Here is a 13,342-nt window from a genome sequence, read left to right on the forward strand (position 1 = left end):
GCTCAACGCGTTCGCGATCACCTTCGAAGGACGCATCACCCCGAACGGAAACTAACCGACGCCAAGGTCGGATCCACCGTTAATCTGACACTCCCCTCAATGTGACATTCGGTGGCCTTTTCGGGGGTCAATGGCACATCCAGTGGACTGTGGGGGCGGGTGTCGGTGCCAACCCATGACTAATCTGGCGTGATGTCCAGTAGTCGCCGGAACGAGTTGCGGCGACGGTATCTGTCGCTCGGCCTGGGTGAGCTGTCCGCCGCAGCGGTGTTTGCTTCGATTGCGCTCACCATGGCAGAACCACGGCTCGACGGTCGAGAGGAGTCTCTCGCCATGTGGTCCGCTCTCATCCCGTTGCTCGCCGTCCTCGTGCAGGCGGGGATCTACTGGTTGATGGCGCGATCCTGGGTCGAACTCAACCCGATGCCACCGGTCATTCGCGCGTTCTATCGCGTATGTCGAGTCGCAAACGTCCCACTGTTGGCGGGTGGGCTCATCGGTGTCGTCGTATGGTTCCCGTCGAGCGCCGGAATTGGCGTCGCACTGCTCGTCGTGTGGCTGTTCGCCGTTGTCGAATTCGTCAACTACTTCGTGGTTCGACTGTCGTATCCCGCACACCGCTGGTGGTCGACAGTCGGTCAGATGCGCACTCCTCGGCTTGTCCTCGACATCAACACGCGTCGCTGATCGAAACAGGGAGCACTAGTACGACATCCCGGTACTCAATGTGACATTCGGTGGCCTTTTCGGGGGTCAATGGCACATCGAGTGGACTGCGTGGGTGCGGGCGCACCGCCGAGAATCAGGAGCTACGGCGGGAGAGGATGCTGGTGATTTCCGCCAAGGCCGGCAGAGCTGCGGCGATGGCCTCGCGGTTGTGTCGACTCAGTTCGTCCAGTGCGTCCGCGAGTACTCGGGAGCTCGCCGCGTCGTATTCGGCGAGGAGCTTCACAGCTTTCGGCGATGCGGTGAGTGTCGCCCCTCGAAGGTCACCGGCGGTTATCGATCTTTCCACCAGGCCGGCGTCGACCATCGCTCTGATCAGGTTGCTCACGGTGGATCGGGCCAGGTTGAGGCGGGCGGCAAGGCGTCCCGGACTCATGGACGGTTCTGCTGCGAGGGCTCGCATCACCTCGATGTGCGAGTCGGCGATGTCGGGCAACTGCGCGACATCCCGCGTCGCCCGGAGCAGTGATCGCCGCAGGGGCCCCAGCTGTCGGCCCAGTTCGGTTGCGGTGGAGTCCATGCGTCGATGATCGCACAGATAGTTTTGCCGCAAACATAGTTTTGTGACAAAATGAAGACCATGACCACAGTCGAGAACCCCATCCCCAGTCAAGATCTGAGCGGCATCGTCGGGCATCGCTTCATCTACACGTACGCCAACAGCTGGCAGTACGAGATGTATGTCAAGAACGCGACCACGATCGACTACCGAATTCACACCGGCATGGTCGGCGGACGCTGGGTCAAGGACCAGGAAGTCGATCTCGTCCAGCTCGACGACGACGTCTACAAGATCTCGTGGAACGAGCCCACCGGAACCTCGGTCGTCGTCAACGTCATCCCAGGCAAGCGTCGTCTGCACGGAACCATCTTCTTCCCGCAGTGGATCGAGTTGGACGGAACCAAAACGGTCCTCTACCAGAACGATCACCTCGACGAAATGCGTGCGTACCGCGACGCCGGACCGACCTACCCCATCTATGTCGTCCCCGAGTTCGCCACGATCACGCTCTTCGAGAACGTCGGAGCCGACGACGAGACCATCGTGTCCGTCGCACCGGGCGATCTTCCCGACGGCTTCGCGGACCGAACGAACTGACGTGCGCCCCGATCTGACGTTCGTCGCGCACCTGTCCGTCACGGTCGGGGAGCCCATCGATCTCGGCCAGGTCAGCGACGGACATCGACGCCTCGTGCCGATCCTCGGTGGCACCGTCGACGGGCCGGTGATACGAGGACGCGTCCTGGCCGGCGGCGCCGACCACCAGGTCCTCAGATCGGCCACTGTCACCGAACTCGACGCCCGATATGCACTCGAGACCGACGCAGGCGAACGAATCTCGGTCCACAACGTCGGGATGCGCACCGGCAGCGAACAGGACATCGACGCACTGACTCGCGGCGAGCAGGTTCCCGCCGACCGAATCTACTTCCGCACCTTTCCCCGACTGTCGACGTCCGCCGACTCCCTCAGCTGGATGAACGGGACACTCTTCGTGGCCACGGGTGAACGTTTACCGAATTCCGTCGAACTGGACGTCTACCAACTCACATGACGGAGGCAGATATGCACCGACCCCAGTGCACTCAATGGCACATTCAGTGGCCTTTTCGGGGGTCAATGGCACATCGAGTGGACTGCCTAGGCGATCAGGTGAGGCTTTCGCCATAGACGTGGTCGACGGCGATGGTCACCAACACTCGGCGATCCGCGGCCATTGCGGCGCGGTATTCGGTCCAGTCGGGGTGCTCTCCGGCGGCGGCGCGGTAGTAGTCGACCAGCGCATCGATTTCGGGGCTGTTCGGGTTCGCGCCCGGTCCGGTGAGGGTGACGGATCCTTCTGCTGTTGCCCAGGCCTTGCCGTCGGCGCTGGTCACTTCGAGTGCAGCGCGCGGGTCTCGGCGTAGGTTGGCCGTTTTCGCTCGTCCTTCGGTGACCGAAATCTTGATTGTTCGCTCGGTGCGATCGTAGAACGGCGTCACCGGCGACAGTTGCGGCAGGCCGCTCGCTTTTATCGTGGCGAGTACGCCGAGTCGGCTGCGCTCGAGGAGGTCGTGTGGATCGAATGCTCCGCTGGTCATGGCTTCACCTCGGGGTCGTCGAACGAACTGGCACGATCATGGTGGGCAACACGGTCGTCGGTGCCGCTGTTCCTCGGCCTGTCGGTAGGGAGGTCGTCGGCATAAGTTCCGATTGCGCGACGGTATGTGCCGAGCGCAGGCTTCGCTGCCTGCAGTGCCGCCTTCAGCGCGCCAGCACCATCGCCCAGATCCCACAGGATCAGGGCAATGAATGCATCTCGCGCAGAGGAGAATTCGTCGGAAAACTCGAAGTCTTCCAACACACGCGACGCGTCCTCGAGTCGCCCGACATTACGCAGCGAACTGGCGAGCTGAATTCTGGCCTTGCTCTCGTGCACGGAATCGAGCCCACTCGACAGCGCCGCCTCGTACAACGGAATCGCAGCCGATTCTTCGCCCAGAAAATCCTCGAGCGACGCACGTTCGAACAGGGCCCGTGCTCGGGAAAGCCTTGTCGCCGAAAGCAACTCATTCATCTCCGACCGCATCAAAGCAGGCTCGCCGTCATCTGCGTGGCACCAGAACGCAGCTATGGAGTCCATCTGGGCCCCCCGGGATTCGGCCGGACAGCTACCGACGAACGACATGCGCTCACGTTCGTCCCCTCACCAGTCCATCCTTGCAGAGCATGCCTACGCTTGGAACCTTCACTCTGTGATGTTCTCTGAACCGAAGCGAAGTACACGATCGGTGTGAGTCGTCATCGACGGTATCGGCCGGGCTGCGAACTCGAAAAGATGGTGAACAGCACCACCACCGACCTGGGTGAAGCCGGGTCTCGAAACGTCCCACTCGATTGACACGTCGGTGAACGGTAAGCAAACGTATAGCCATGCAACTGAGATTTCTGGCCGGCATCTCGACGGCTTTCGCATGCAAGCTTCTGCTGATGCGAGTGCTGACCCTCAAGTTGCAGCGAGACATCGAGGCGCTCAACAACGGAAACTATCGCCCTCTGCTCTCGTCGTTCCACCGAGACGCGGTGCTCAAATTCGCCGACGGTGACAGCCGATGGTCGGGCACCCACCGCGGACGACCGGCAATCGAAAAGTTCTTCCAGGACTTCGTCGCCGCCGGCATCCGCGGGCAGGTCACGGAAATCTACAGCGGCGGAGCCCCCTGGCGCATGACCCTCCTCGTCCGCTTCGACGACCAAGCACACGCAGCCGACGGCACCGAGTTGTACAGCAACCGAACGGTGCTCCTGGTCCGCACCAGCTGGGGCAAAATCGTCTCGCAAGAGGACTTCTTCGAGGACACCACACGCATCGACGCATTCGAGCGGAAATTGCGCCAACTCTAGATTCGGTCTCCCCTCCCCCGGTTTTGCCCCTTCCCCCGGGTACTCAATGTGACATCTAGTGGCCTTTTCGGGGGTCAATGTCACATCGAGTGGACTCCGGGGGCGGTCGGGCGGGGGCGGCGATAGGTCACCTGGGGGTAGTCGTCGGTATGCGAGACGCTGGCGTGCACGTTGTACACCTCGCGCACCAGGTGTTCGGTGATCACTTCGTGTGGGGTTCCCGATGCCACGATGCTGCCGTTGTTCAGGACGATGATGCGGTTGCAGAACATGGCGGCGAGGTTGAGGTCGTGGAGGGCGATGTAACTGCTCAGGGGTAGTCCTGCGACGAGGGTGAGGATGTCGAGTTGGTGTTGGATGTCGAGGTGGTTGGTCGGCTCGTCGAGCAGTAGTTCGGTGGGTTGTTGAGCGAGGGCCCGTGCGATCTGGGCGCGTTGGCGCTCTCCGCCGGAGAGGGTGTGCCAGCGTCGGGTGGCTTTCGACGCCATGGCGGTGTCGGTGAGTGCCTGTTCGATCGCGGCGTCGTCGGCGGCTGTGTCTCCGCCGAGGATGCCGTGGTGGGGGATGCGGCCCAGGCGTACGACGTCGCGGACGGTGATGTCGACGTCGGTGTCGGAGTGTTGGTCGACCATTGCTACGCGGCGGGCGATGCTGCGACGACGTTGGGTGCGCAGGTTCTTTCCGTCGAGCAGCACGTCGCCGCTGTCGGGTGCCACGATGCCGGCGAGGATTCGCAGTAGCGACGATTTGCCGGAACCGTTGGGGCCGATGAGCCCGATGGTCTCGCCCGGTTCCGGCGCGAAGCTGATGCCGTCGAGAATCGGGTTCCCGCCGCGGGTCCACCGGATATTGTTGACGTGCAACGTCATCGGGACCTCCTGAGTCGAAACAGAATGAGCGCGAATGCCGGCACGCCGATGAGTGCGGTCACCACTCCGACGGGTATTTCCTGCGGCGCGAACAGCGTTCGGGCGATCGTGTCGACCCACACCATGAAGATCGCGCCGATGACCACCGTCGTCGGCAGCAGTCGTCGATGTCGTGCGCCGACGAGAAAACGGGCGGCGTGCGGCAGAACGAGACCCACGAACCCGATGGCTCCGGCGGCGCTGACGAGCGAGGCCGTGATCAGTGCGGTGATGACCAACAACAGGATTCGCACCCACTTGACCGGAACACCGAGGGACGCGGCCGCGTCGTGCCCGAATGTGAAGGCGTCGAGGGCCGAGGTGTTGAACAGACACACCACCATTCCGAGCAGCGCAACCGATCCGCACAGCACCACGTCCGTCCAGTCGGCACCGCTCAGCGATCCGAGAAGCCAGAACAGCACACCGCGTGTCTGTTCGGCGTCGGCCGAGGAAATGACGATGAACGACGTCAAGGCCGAGAACAGCTGCGTCCCCGCGACCCCGGCCAGCACCACGCGGTCGTTTCCGCCGCCTGCGCCTGCGGCCAGCAGCATTACCAGGACGAACGAGAGCAGCGCACCGGCGAATGCCCCTGTGGACAAGGACAAAGCGCCACCGCCGACGCCGAGAACCGCGACGAGGACCGCTCCGGTGGATGCACCGGACGAAATGCCCAGGACGAAGGGATCGGCGAGGGGGTTACGCAGCAGTGATTGCATGATCGCTCCGCACAGCGCGAGACCCGCGCCGCACACGGCGGCCAGCAAGGTCCGGGGCAGGCGCAGCTCCCAGACGATTCCGTCCTGGATGCGACTGACTCCCGAACTCCCGATACCCATGTGCGTCGATATCACTCGATACACGTCGGGCACCGACACGTTCGCGGGTCCGATGGTGACGGCGACGCCGATCGAGAGCACCAACAACGCCGATCCTGCGAGCAGTAGTGGGACGAGCACCCCGCGATCGGTGCGGCTCATCGCGACGCCATTCCCCAATCCTGCAGGGCGGCCGCAACTTTCTCGACACCGTCGATCGTCCGAATGGACGGGTTCAGATCGGCACCGTTGACGACGATGTACCGCCTGTTCTCGACGGCGGGCATTCGGTTCGTGACCGAATTCGACTCCAGGAAGCCGATTTTGCTGTCCAGGGCGTCCCCGGCGATACTGCGTCGGCTCAGATCTGCGAGCACCAGTGCAGTCGGGTTGCGATCGAGCACACTCTCCCAATTGACCTGTGGCCATTCGTCGGTGGTGTCGGCATAGATGTTCTCGGCACCGACGGAGTCGGTGATGATGCCCGACGATCCGCAGCAACCGGCCATGTACGGCGTATCGGTGTCGGCGAACCAGTAGGCCAACGACACACCTGACGCGTCGACCGAACCGGAGGCCTTCTCGAACCGATCCTGCAGTTCGGCGACCAGGCGCTCGCCACGGTCTCGCACGTCGAAGACCGCCGCGAGATCACGAATCTCCCGATAGACGGTGTCGATCACCAGCGGCTCCGTGCGAGCACCGTCGGAATTGACGCTCTCGTCGGTCTTGCCCTGACAGTCGGTGGGCGAGAGATAGTTCGGGACGCCGAGTCGCTCGAACCTGCTCCGATCCGCGACTCCCCCGGGTCCGAGGGTGCCGCCGAAGGACGCGGTCACGAAGTCGGGCTCGGTATCCAACACGACCTCGAGCGATGGCTTGTTGTCTGCGAGCCTCGGCACCCTGGCGTTCTCGGATTCGAGGTTCGAGCGGACCGGGTCGGTCCAGGTGGCGGTGCCTACCATTCGGTCTGCGAGGCCGAGCGAGAGCAGTATTTCCGTCGAGCTCTGGTTCAACGACACCGCGCGTTGCGGTGGTGCGTCGACGACGACGTCGCGTCCGCAGTTCTCGATGGTCAGGGGATAGTTCCCGGAGGTGTCGGTGGACGCGTCGGGGGTCGACGCGGTCGAACAACCGGAGACCAGAAGGATGGAGACAGCGCCTAGTGCGGCGAGAGAGGTACGCATCGAAGAGCTTCCTGCTTGGGGCTCGTGTCGCGGAGCCGCGGGTGGGGTTCGATCACGACGTCCGAGCATTCGGACTTCGAGCTCTCACCCGTCACCGTTGCGCGCCAGCTCCGGAATTGCACCGGATTCCCTCGTTCGTCGCGTGCTGACCCTATCGCGCGAGTGGGCCGAGAGGTCAGTGCGCCGGCGTCGAGACCGGTCCCGACGAATACGAGCTCGGAAAGGCTCTGCGCGCGACCACTACGACGGTGAGTGCCACAGCCACCAGGATCGTCGCCGCAGCGGTCACCGCCCCGATCCCCCTGGCGTCGACGACGACGCCTCCCACCAGGGCCCCGGTGGCAATGGCCAGTTGGAAGGCGACGACGTAGATCGCCGACGCCTTGTCGGCGTCGGCAGGGGCGGCCCGAACCACGGCGGACTGGATGCAGACCGGCAGTGTGGTGAATGCCAGACCCCACAACGCGATCGCCCCGACAGCAAGGACGGCCAGGCTGCCCGGTGCTGCGCTGAGGGTGCCCCACAGGATCGCCGTCGCGGCCGCGACGGCACCCAGAGCTGCGATGGTGGAGGGCCGCGGCCAACGGTCGTACGTTCTGCCGATCACCCAGATACCGACGACCCCGAACAAACCGTAGAGCATCAACATCAGCGTCAGAGTGGTTCCGGCCGAACCGATTGCGCGATCGACGATGAGCGAGAAGTACGTGTACGCGGCGAAATGGCCGAGGACGGCCAGGAACGTCACTCCACACAGGATCGCCAGGGTGCCGTCGAGCACGCGCGGTGATTTCTTGTTGCCCGCAGCTGCTCGGGTGACCGGTAGTGCGGGGAGGACGAAGTAGAGCGCCACCGCGATAGCGGCGGCGACGACACCGAGAATCGTTGCAGCAGTGCGCCACCCGAACCACTGACCCATGGCCGCGGTGATCGGATTACCGGCGACCAACGCCAACGAGGTGCCGGCGTACACCGTGGCGATCGCTTTTCCTTGCTTACCGGGAAGTGCGAGTGACGCCGCGACGGGTGCGACCACGGCCCAGAAGACTCCGTGGGTGGCCGCGCACAGCATCCTCGACAGCACCAGCATCGGGTACCCGACGGACACCGCGGAGAGGAGTTGGGAAAAGGCCAGTGCTGCAACGGTGATGACGACGACCCGTCGCCGCGGCCAGTCGCGTACGAACCTGATCAACGGCATGGTCATGACGGCGACGCCGTATGCGTAGAAGGTCAGCAGCAGACCGACAGCGGATTCGCCGACGCCGAGATCGCCCGAGATCTCCGGAAGCAGACCCACGGGCAACGTTTCGGCCGTGACATAGATGAAGGCGGCTGCACCGAGGACCAGCAGCTTGGGGAGGGGCGACGACATGCTGTGTATCGTTACACAGATGGTCGACGCACGCTAAGGTGACCCCGTGAACAATCGGGTGACGATGGCCGACGTCGCGGCGTCTGCGGGAGTCTCCACCATGAGCGTCTCGTACACCTACAACCAGCCCGACCGCGTCTCGCCTGCCACCCGAGACCGCGTCCACGCAGCGGCGGCGGCCCTCGGATACGCAGGTCCCAACCGTGCGGCACGCTCGCTCCGCAGCGGAAAGCACAACAGCATCGGCGTCGTACTCGATGAAAAACTCACCTACGCCTTCGAGGATCCCCAGGCCCGACGGTTCCTCTCGGGCATCGCCGACGCGTGTCTCGACGCCGACACTGCACTGGTGATGCTGCCGAATTTGCACCGCGACAGCGATATTGCGAGGATTCGCGACGCGCAGGTCGACGGCTACGTCGTCTGGACCACCGGCGTCGACGACCCCGTCCTCGACGTCCTCGTCGGCACCGGTCGACCCACCTGCGTCCAGGGCGGACCCGAGCATCCGGGATTGAACTCCATCGGAATCGACGATCGCGCCGCCGCCGACGCGATCGGCACCATTGCTCTGCGCAATCGCCGTCGGCCCGCGATCGTCGCGCTGCGACCCGATTCGCGACGCGAATCGACGGTCGTGCACGGTGCCGACGCGTCGGACATCTCGATGCCGGTAACCCGCGCACGACTCGAGGGCTACCGCGATGCGTGCATGCGTCGAGGCATCGAGTGGTCGACGGTACCGACGCTGTTCACCACCCACAATTCGCGTGCAGAGGGCACACGGTCAGCGCGACTGTTGTTGCGCGACAACGCCGTCGACGTGATTTTCGCGATGAGCGACGAACTCGCCTTCGGCGCACTCGACGCGGCGACGGCTGCCGGTATCGACATTCCCGGCCACGTCGCACTGACCGGATGGGACGACTCCCCGGCAGCGGCAGCGGCCCACTTGACCACCGTCGCTCAATCGTTGTTCGACCAGGGCAGATCGGCGGCCCGGTGGGTGCTCGGCCTCAGCGACACCGTCGACGCAGCGGTGTGGAACATCGAGAAGCGAGGGTCGACGGGCGGGCTGCGTAACGCCCTCTAAAAAGGGCACGTTCCCCGTTTATAGGCGATAAGCAAACTCTTCGGCTAGTATCGCCGGTGGCCGTCCGGCTACGAGGGGGCACTGTGAGTCGAGAACACGACACGCCGCTCCGCCATGCCGACCCCAACCCGACGCTCGACGCCCTCACCGGGCTTCCGAACCGGGACAAGATTCTGGCCACCATCACCGCCGCGCTGGTCGACCTCGGCACCGAACAGCACTTCAGCGTCCTCCTCGTCGACATCGACGGCTTCCGTGAATACAACGACGCGCTCGGACCGGCCCAGGGCGACGAGCTGCTGTGCATGGTCGCCGACCGGCTCACCGCATCGACCCGACCCGGCGACACCATCGGTCGACTCACCGGAGACGAATTCGTCATCGTCGCCTACGGCAGCCATGCCCTGGCAGCCCGAGCCATGGCCGCGGGATTCGCCAGCATCTTCGAGCCCCCCTTCGAGCTCGGCGGCCGTCAACTCACTCTCACCGCCAGCGTCGGTGTCGCGTCCACCACCGGCAGCACCGATCGCGCCACCCAGCTTGTGCACAACGCCACCGCCGCGATGCACGCCGCCAAGGCCACCGGACGCAACCGCCATCACATCTTCACCGACGAGCTGCACCACACCAACCGCATGCGACTCGAACTCCTCGAACGATTGCGCGGTGTCGCCATGACCGAGCGCGAGCTCACCATGGTCTACCAACCCATCGTCGAACTCGCGACCGGAGCAGTCGTCGGAGCCGAAGCCCTCGTCCGCTGGAACCACCCCGAACTCGGACTCCTCATGCCCGACGCCTTCATCCCCCTCGCCGAAGACAACGACCTGATCGTCCCACTGAGCATGTGGATTCTCACCGACGTCGCGGCAACCATCGCCGACTGGCAATCCCGCGCGATCATGCTCCAAGTCGGAGTCAACGTCAGCCCCGCACACTTCGCCGCAGGAACCCTGGCCACCGACGTCATCGACATCGTCGACACCCACGGCATCGAACGCGGTCGACTCGCACTCGAACTCGCCGAATCGCAGACGCTGCACGACCTCGACGCCGTGCACTACCAACTCCGCGACGTCCAACGCCACGGCGTCCTCATCGCGATCGACGACTTCGGCTCCGGCTTCTCCTCCCTCGAACGACTCGCCACCCTCCCCGTCGACATCCTGAAGATCGACAGATCCCTCACCCAACACCTCGACAGCACCAACCTCCACCGACGCCGCGCCATGACCACCCTCTGCACCGCCCTCGTCGACGTCACCACCACCCTCGGCAAAGACACCGTCATCGAAGGCATCGAGACCACCGAACAACTCCGAATCTGCACCGACATGGGCGTAACCTTCGGCCAAGGACACCTACTCGGACGACCCATGCCCGTCGCCGACCTCGAGCAATACATCACCCGACACAGCAGCCACAGCGAATCCGCATGAGGAACCGAACGTGAAGATAGACAACGAAATTCAACGCTTCACCGACGCGCCCCGCGCCCAACTCTCCACCATCAACCCGAACGGCACCCCACACCTGGTCCCCATCGTCTACGCCGTCGCACCCACCGGCGACCGCATCTACACAGCCATCGACTGGAAACCCAAAACCACCCAGAAATTGCAGCGACTCGACAACATCCGCGCCGACCCCGCCGTCAGCCTCATCGTCGACCACTACTCCGACGACTGGTCCCAACTCTGGTGGATCCGCGCCGACGGCAACGCTCGCATCGTCGACGCGGGCAGCGCCGAAGGCACAGTCGGTACCGACACCCTCGTCGCGAAATACAGCCAATACAAGAACAACCGACCCGAGGGGCCGGTCATCGTCATCGACAAACTGTCCTGGAGATCGTGGTCAGCTTCCTGATCGTTTTCCTCCTCTCCACAGCATCGCCCACCCCCCGCCTGACCACTCCCGGCTGACACCACTACCGTCTGACACCACTACTGTCTGACCACTCAATGTGACATCCGGTGGCCCTTTCGACCGTCAATGGCACATCGAGTGGACTGCACATGGGTCGGAGGGCACCGAAAAACCATTGGAATCGGCAGTAGCAGGGAGTCAGACTGTCTCAATGGTCAGCAAACCTCCCGTTCGGATTGTCACCGACCGTCTCGTGGTTCGACGCGAGACGGCAGACGATGCTGTTGTCATTGCCGAGGCGATCGACCGAAATCGGGTCCGCCTGCTGCCGTGGCTCGGTTGGGCCACCGAGGACGCTGCCGACAGGTCGGCGCAGATCGTCCGCATCGCGGAAAGCCGGAAGTTGTGGGACGCCGACGAAATGTACGACTACGGCATTTTCGGTCGATCCACCAGCGCATTCCTGGGGAAGATTGCATTGCACCGACGAGTCGGACCGGGTGGGATCGAAATAGGCTACTGGCTCGACAGTGCAGCCGAGGGTGACGGCATCATCTCGGAAGCCACCGCGACCCTCACGCAAGAGGCATTGAAACTCGCCGACGTCGATCGCGTCGAAATTCATTGTGATGCAGCCAATTCGAGGAGTCGAGCCGTTCCGCGTCGGCTGGGTTTCGTCCTCGACAGGATCGAGCCGCGAGCCTTGGCCGCTGCGGCCGAAACCGGAGACCACATGATTTGGGTGTATCAGCCCGATCGGCGGTAGGACGGGTCGACGGTGACGTGGGGGCGCGGACGCGCGAGCGCCTGTCGGTACCGAGACCGCAGGTCGGAGAGAACACGTTCCGGATCGTCGCGAATATCGCTCGGCAGGTGAGTCACGACAATGATGCCCGCGTTCTGAGCGCGCTCCCGTCGTTCCACGGTGGCGCGGTGCGCCGCGGGTGACAGGTGATATTCGAGCGAGTCGATCTCCCAGTCGAGGGCCACATCGTCGAGCCAATTGTCGGCCACCAGCAGCAACCTGCCCGACTCGTCGCGTACCGCGACATTGTGAGTCATCGGGGGAAGACCGCTGCGCGCGTACAACTTCTGCGCGTGTGCTTCGGCAACGGAGTGCGCGCCGGCGGCCAGTTCGCGAAGTACTCGACGAGGCATCGCGGTTCCACGCGTGGTGCCGGCGTCCAGTTCCTTCATGATCGCCTCGATCGTTGCGGCACCCCGCTGAACGACACTGGCAACGAGCGCCATGCACTGCTCGGCGTTCTTCATGCGACGAATCGCGTCGCACAAACACCGAACAACCGGCGCGACGGGAAGACCCGACTTACTTTCCGCCGTTGGCATCCGCCACGTACGTTCCACCGCGGCGAAGCTCACGGACCTGCGGTGCTGCGCCTCGGGAATGAGCACGAACGTCTCCTCGAACGAGCCGGATGTACCGAGACCATGCAACGCCAGCCCGGCCCGACCACTGATGACGCCATCACGACCGCAGTAGATGGACGCGGCAACCGCCCGCTCCAAGGGCGTCAGCGAACGGTTCTTCAAGAACACCAGGCCAGGTAGCGCCCGTGACCAGATACCGTCCGGCAGCGTGCGCCGAACAATCGTCTTCGACGCGACGCCGAGTTCGAGAAGATGAGCAGTCCGCACCAGCCCGCGATCCGATGCGGCCGCAATTACCCTCGCATCGACCCGTGCGCCGCCCCTCTTCATACAGACGATCCTGCACGCTCGGCCGGACACCGGATCGCACCCGACGTCGCACTATCAACAGCCCTGTGGACAACCGAATGCCTGTGGACAAACGCATACAGGAGGGGTGGCCCACACTCTGACTCGAGCAAGGCCAGGCGCGCTCTCGTGACCGGACGCGAGTCCACTCGATGTGCCATTGACTGCCGGAAAGGCCACCAAATGTCACATTGAGTGGACGGCGGGGCGGCAACAGGCAACCCACCCACCTCAGCGGGGA

16 protein-coding genes and 1 riboswitch are annotated in these 13,342 nt (G+C 63.9%); of the genes, 8 read left to right on the top strand and 8 right to left on the bottom strand.

What is annotated here, in order from left to right; translation table 11 throughout:
• Nucleotides 1–192: 192 nt before the first annotated feature.
• Complete coding sequence (locus tag AB0O58_RS04020; protein WP_205913316.1) at nucleotides 193–687, top strand: hypothetical protein; 495 nt, start codon at nucleotides 193–195, stop codon at nucleotides 685–687.
• A 115-nt stretch (nucleotides 688–802) separates the two neighbouring features.
• On the opposite strand, the gene AB0O58_RS04025 is transcribed toward AB0O58_RS04020, so the two are convergent.
• Nucleotides 803–1,246 carry a MarR family transcriptional regulator gene (locus tag AB0O58_RS04025; RefSeq protein WP_032367591.1) on the bottom strand — a complete coding sequence of 148 codons (444 nt, stop codon included), beginning with the start codon at nucleotides 1,244–1,246 and terminating at the stop codon, nucleotides 803–805.
• A 60-nt stretch (nucleotides 1,247–1,306) separates the two neighbouring features.
• Between AB0O58_RS04025 and AB0O58_RS04030 the strand changes: the two genes are divergently transcribed.
• Nucleotides 1,307–1,825 carry a phenolic acid decarboxylase gene (locus tag AB0O58_RS04030; protein WP_197077467.1) on the top strand — a complete coding sequence of 173 codons (519 nt, stop codon included), beginning with the start codon at nucleotides 1,307–1,309 and terminating at the stop codon, nucleotides 1,823–1,825.
• Nucleotide 1,826: 1 nt separating this feature from the next.
• Nucleotides 1,827–2,282, top strand: coding sequence for a DUF3237 domain-containing protein (locus AB0O58_RS04035; protein ID WP_032373378.1), 456 nt, complete (start codon nucleotides 1,827–1,829; stop codon nucleotides 2,280–2,282).
• A 94-nt stretch (nucleotides 2,283–2,376) separates the two neighbouring features.
• Here the strand turns inward: AB0O58_RS04035 and AB0O58_RS04040 are convergent, their stop codons facing one another.
• Nucleotides 2,377–2,808 (bottom strand): PPOX class F420-dependent oxidoreductase, encoded by a 432-nt coding sequence (locus tag AB0O58_RS04040; RefSeq protein WP_206498826.1) that lies wholly within the window; start codon nucleotides 2,806–2,808, stop codon nucleotides 2,377–2,379.
• A complete protein-coding gene (locus AB0O58_RS04045; RefSeq protein ID WP_155289502.1) occupies nucleotides 2,805–3,284 on the bottom strand; it encodes a tetratricopeptide repeat protein in 480 nt (159 codons plus the stop codon). The genes AB0O58_RS04040 and AB0O58_RS04045 overlap by 4 nt, the downstream gene beginning before the upstream one ends.
• Nucleotides 3,285–3,640: 356 nt before the next feature.
• Between AB0O58_RS04045 and AB0O58_RS04050 the strand changes: the two genes are divergently transcribed.
• Nucleotides 3,641–4,111, top strand: a complete 471-nt coding sequence (locus AB0O58_RS04050; protein ID WP_027494954.1) for a nuclear transport factor 2 family protein — start codon at nucleotides 3,641–3,643, stop codon at nucleotides 4,109–4,111.
• Nucleotides 4,112–4,191: 80 nt separating this feature from the next.
• Here AB0O58_RS04050 and AB0O58_RS04055 read toward each other — a convergent pair whose 3' ends face one another.
• From AB0O58_RS04055 to AB0O58_RS04070, 4 genes are all read right to left on the bottom strand, one after another.
• On the bottom strand, nucleotides 4,192–4,980 hold the full coding sequence (locus tag AB0O58_RS04055; protein WP_032371428.1) for an ABC transporter ATP-binding protein: 789 nt from the start codon (nucleotides 4,978–4,980) through the stop codon (nucleotides 4,192–4,194).
• Entirely contained in the window at nucleotides 4,977–6,002 is a 1,026-nt protein-coding gene (locus AB0O58_RS04060) for an iron chelate uptake ABC transporter family permease subunit (RefSeq protein WP_032385423.1), read from the bottom strand. Before AB0O58_RS04060 ends, AB0O58_RS04055 begins: the two co-directional genes overlap by 4 nt.
• Complete coding sequence (locus AB0O58_RS04065) at nucleotides 5,999–7,027, bottom strand: ABC transporter substrate-binding protein (protein ID WP_206498975.1); 1,029 nt, start codon at nucleotides 7,025–7,027, stop codon at nucleotides 5,999–6,001. The genes AB0O58_RS04060 and AB0O58_RS04065 overlap by 4 nt, the downstream gene beginning before the upstream one ends.
• A gap of 65 nt (nucleotides 7,028–7,092) precedes the next feature.
• Nucleotides 7,093–7,157: riboswitch (cobalamin riboswitch) on the bottom strand.
• A gap of 45 nt (nucleotides 7,158–7,202) precedes the next feature.
• The gene (locus tag AB0O58_RS04070) at nucleotides 7,203–8,402 is read right to left on the bottom strand and encodes an MFS transporter (RefSeq protein WP_219519337.1); all 1,200 of its coding nucleotides are present in this window, start codon (nucleotides 8,400–8,402) and stop codon (nucleotides 7,203–7,205) included.
• Between the two features lie 46 nt (nucleotides 8,403–8,448).
• On the opposite strand from AB0O58_RS04070, the gene AB0O58_RS04075 reads away from it, so the two are divergent.
• The 4 genes from AB0O58_RS04075 (at nucleotide 8,449) to AB0O58_RS04090 (ending at nucleotide 12,130) form a co-directional block, all read left to right on the top strand.
• A complete protein-coding gene (locus tag AB0O58_RS04075) occupies nucleotides 8,449–9,495 on the top strand; it encodes a LacI family DNA-binding transcriptional regulator (protein ID WP_032373383.1) in 1,047 nt (348 codons plus the stop codon).
• 83 nt (nucleotides 9,496–9,578) lie between these two features.
• Nucleotides 9,579–10,934 carry a bifunctional diguanylate cyclase/phosphodiesterase gene (locus tag AB0O58_RS04080; protein WP_052062921.1) on the top strand — a complete coding sequence of 452 codons (1,356 nt, stop codon included), beginning with the start codon at nucleotides 9,579–9,581 and terminating at the stop codon, nucleotides 10,932–10,934.
• Between the two features lie 10 nt (nucleotides 10,935–10,944).
• Nucleotides 10,945–11,364, top strand: coding sequence for a TIGR03668 family PPOX class F420-dependent oxidoreductase (locus AB0O58_RS04085; RefSeq protein ID WP_032373384.1), 420 nt, complete (start codon nucleotides 10,945–10,947; stop codon nucleotides 11,362–11,364).
• A 211-nt stretch (nucleotides 11,365–11,575) separates the two neighbouring features.
• Nucleotides 11,576–12,130 carry a GNAT family protein gene (locus AB0O58_RS04090; protein ID WP_032381898.1) on the top strand — a complete coding sequence of 185 codons (555 nt, stop codon included), beginning with the start codon at nucleotides 11,576–11,578 and terminating at the stop codon, nucleotides 12,128–12,130.
• Here AB0O58_RS04090 and AB0O58_RS04095 read toward each other — a convergent pair.
• Nucleotides 12,112–13,083, bottom strand: a complete 972-nt coding sequence (locus AB0O58_RS04095; RefSeq protein WP_032367600.1) for a hypothetical protein — start codon at nucleotides 13,081–13,083, stop codon at nucleotides 12,112–12,114. The genes AB0O58_RS04090 and AB0O58_RS04095 overlap by 19 nt on opposite strands.
• Nucleotides 13,084–13,342: the final 259 nt, after the last annotated feature.

Origin of the sequence: Rhodococcus sp. NPDC080181 (assembly GCF_040702225.1) — a bacterium.
In the GTDB taxonomy this organism is placed as follows: domain Bacteria; phylum Actinomycetota; class Actinomycetes; order Mycobacteriales; family Mycobacteriaceae; genus Rhodococcoides; species Rhodococcoides fascians.

Excerpts from the sequence above, each read along its gene's own strand:
- AB0O58_RS04020 (WP_205913316.1), top strand. The coding sequence starts at position 193 with ATGTCCAGTAGTCGCCGGAACGAGTTGCGGCGACGGTATCTGTCGCTC.
- AB0O58_RS04025 (WP_032367591.1), bottom strand. The coding sequence starts at position 1,246 with ATGGACTCCACCGCAACCGAACTGGGCCGACAGCTGGGGCCCCTGCGG.
- AB0O58_RS04030 (WP_197077467.1), top strand. The coding sequence starts at position 1,307 with ATGACCACAGTCGAGAACCCCATCCCCAGTCAAGATCTGAGCGGCATC.
- AB0O58_RS04040 (WP_206498826.1), bottom strand. The coding sequence starts at position 2,808 with ATGACCAGCGGAGCATTCGATCCACACGACCTCCTCGAGCGCAGCCGA.
- AB0O58_RS04045 (WP_155289502.1), bottom strand. The coding sequence starts at position 3,284 with ATGAATGAGTTGCTTTCGGCGACAAGGCTTTCCCGAGCACGGGCCCTG.
- AB0O58_RS04050 (WP_027494954.1), top strand. The coding sequence starts at position 3,641 with ATGCAACTGAGATTTCTGGCCGGCATCTCGACGGCTTTCGCATGCAAG.
- AB0O58_RS04055 (WP_032371428.1), bottom strand. The coding sequence starts at position 4,980 with ATGACGTTGCACGTCAACAATATCCGGTGGACCCGCGGCGGGAACCCG.
- AB0O58_RS04060 (WP_032385423.1), bottom strand. The coding sequence starts at position 6,002 with ATGAGCCGCACCGATCGCGGGGTGCTCGTCCCACTACTGCTCGCAGGA.
- AB0O58_RS04065 (WP_206498975.1), bottom strand. The coding sequence starts at position 7,027 with ATGCGTACCTCTCTCGCCGCACTAGGCGCTGTCTCCATCCTTCTGGTC.
- AB0O58_RS04070 (WP_219519337.1), bottom strand. The coding sequence starts at position 8,402 with ATGTCGTCGCCCCTCCCCAAGCTGCTGGTCCTCGGTGCAGCCGCCTTC.
- AB0O58_RS04090 (WP_032381898.1), top strand. The coding sequence starts at position 11,576 with ATGGTCAGCAAACCTCCCGTTCGGATTGTCACCGACCGTCTCGTGGTT.
- AB0O58_RS04095 (WP_032367600.1), bottom strand. The coding sequence starts at position 13,083 with ATGAAGAGGGGCGGCGCACGGGTCGATGCGAGGGTAATTGCGGCCGCA.